The sequence below is a fragment of the Arhodomonas sp. KWT genome (assembly GCF_010993615.1).
Genome location: NZ_WNXE01000132.1, coordinates 1 through 2,075, shown reverse-complemented (window position 1 = coordinate 2,075; position 2,075 = coordinate 1). Strand labels below are relative to the sequence as shown.

Genomic DNA, 2,075 nt, shown 5'->3' with positions numbered 1-2,075 from the left:
TACACCGGACGGCACCACCGCGAACCGGGCGAGCAGCACGCTCACGGGCGGGGCGCTCGAGCACGCCCGTGAACTGTATGCCCGGATGATGCGCCAGATCGCCGCGGGTGACTGGACGGCCGCCGGGGACACCCTCGACGAGGTGGCCACGCTGCTGCCGGCCGGACACGTGCTGCGCCTGCGCATGGAGGGCTGGTTCGCGTTCAGGCACGAGGACTACGACCGGGCCCGGGACCGGTACCGGCAGATCCTCGAGCGCTTCCCCGGGGACGAGGAGGCGGGCATCAACCTCGCCTACATCCACCTGCGCGAGGGCGACAGGGAGCGCGCCCGCGAGGTACTGAAATCGGCGCGCCGGCACTCACCCGACTCGGACGCCCTGGAGCGGGCCGTACGCCGGCTTGGGATGTGACGCGATGGCACAGGCGTTCACCGCACACGCATATCTGGGACTCAGCCGGCATCCGTTTCCACCGACACCGGATCCGGCAGCGTACTACTACACGCACGGCATGGAGCAGGAGCTCGCCGAACTGGCGCACTGTATCGACACCCGCAAGGGCATCATGCTGGTCACCGGCGAGGTGGGCCTGGGCAAGAGCACGCTCCTGCGGCGGCTCCTCGACGCGCACTCCGGCGGCGACATGGCCTTCGCACTGGTGTTCAACACCTTCCTGCAGGGGCCGGAACTGCTGGCGGCGATCTGTGCGGATTTCGGCCTGGAGCCCGCCGACAGCGTCTCCGTGAACCTGCAGCGGCTCAACGACTTCCTCATCGCCGAACGGCGGGCGGGACGCAACTGTGTACTGCTCGTCGACGACGCCCAGAACCTGAGCATCACCAGCCTCGAGCTGGTGCGCCTGCTGAGCAATCTCGAGACCGGGCAGGACAAGCTCCTGCAGATCATCCTGTGCGGCCAGCCGGAGCTTGAGCAGACCCTGGAGGCGGACTCGCTGCGCCAGCTCCGCAGCCGCATCGTCAAGCGCCTGCGGCTGGCCCCGCTCACCGCCGCGGAGATCCCCCGGTACGTGGAATTCCGCGTCAATGCCGCCGGTGACGGCGGCCGCCTGGGTCTCGGACCCGGCGCCGCCCGCGCCCTGTTCCAGGCCACCGGGGGGAATCTCCGCAGCCTGCACCTGATCCTCGACCGTTGCCTGTACGGCCTCGTCGGCCGGCAGGGCACCGCCATCGACGCCGGCCTCGTGCGCGAGGCGGCCCGCGAGCTGGGTTACCGCCCCGCTCGCCGCAGACCCCTGCGGTTCGCGGCCGCGGCGGCAGCCACGTTCGCCGTCGCCGCGGCCCTCACCTCGCTTGGCGTACACCAGTCCATCGACGAACCGGGGGCGGCGGGCGACTGGATATCCCCGGTCCTCGCGGCGGTGCACACCCCCTTCGATGACAGCGGACCACCACCGGGCGGCCCCGGGGACGGAAAGATCCGGCTCCTCCCCGTTCCCTCACCGCAGCCGGCGCACGCGGCCGGCGGCGGTATCGACGACCTGGCCACCGCTGTGCGTGAGCGGCGCCCGGCCACCCGCAGTACCGCCGGGGCGACGTGCATGGACACGCTGCGCGCCCGCCACGGCCCGGACGGCGTAAGCCTGCGGCCGCTGCCGCGCCGGCTGGGTCGGGCCATCGCGGGCGACGCCTCGCGCCAGCTGTGCACGCTGAGCGTGCACGACCGGCGCTGGATCGCGATGCCCGTGATGCCGCCGTTGCGTGAGGGCGCACTGGTCCGCCACGTGCAGAAGCGGCTCGTCGACCGGGGCCTGCTCGAGCCGGACGGGGTGGATGGCCTCATGGGCCCGGTCACCCAGGACGCGCTGCAGCGGTTTCAGCGCACCACCGGCATCCCCGGCACCGGGGAGATCGACTCGTTGACCATTCTTGCGCTGCGGGTGCTCGGCGGTGACCGCCGCCAGCGACTCACCCGGAGCGATTGAGGACCGCTTCATCATGCTCGACCACGATCCGCAGGAGAGTCAGCAGCCCGACACCGACGGGCCCCCGGAGGGCACCGCCCCGGTCCGGCTCGGCGAGCTGGTGGTCCGCAAGGGCCTGATCACCGAAGCCGA

2 protein-coding genes are annotated in these 2,075 nt (G+C 71.8%); both read left to right on the top strand.

Translation table 11 applies throughout. The annotated features are described in order from the left end of the window. The coding region (locus G7A99_RS14670; protein WP_163141439.1) for a tol-pal system YbgF family protein at positions 1-412 on the top strand (412 nt) is incomplete at its 5' end. 4 nt (positions 413-416) lie between these two features. Continuing rightward, entirely contained in the window at positions 417-1,943 is a 1,527-nt protein-coding gene (locus tag G7A99_RS14665) for an ExeA family protein (protein WP_163141436.1), read from the top strand. The last annotated feature ends 132 nt before the right edge of the window (positions 1,944-2,075 follow it).

Excerpts from the sequence above, each read along its gene's own strand:
- G7A99_RS14665 (WP_163141436.1), top strand. The coding sequence starts at position 417 with ATGGCACAGGCGTTCACCGCACACGCATATCTGGGACTCAGCCGGCAT.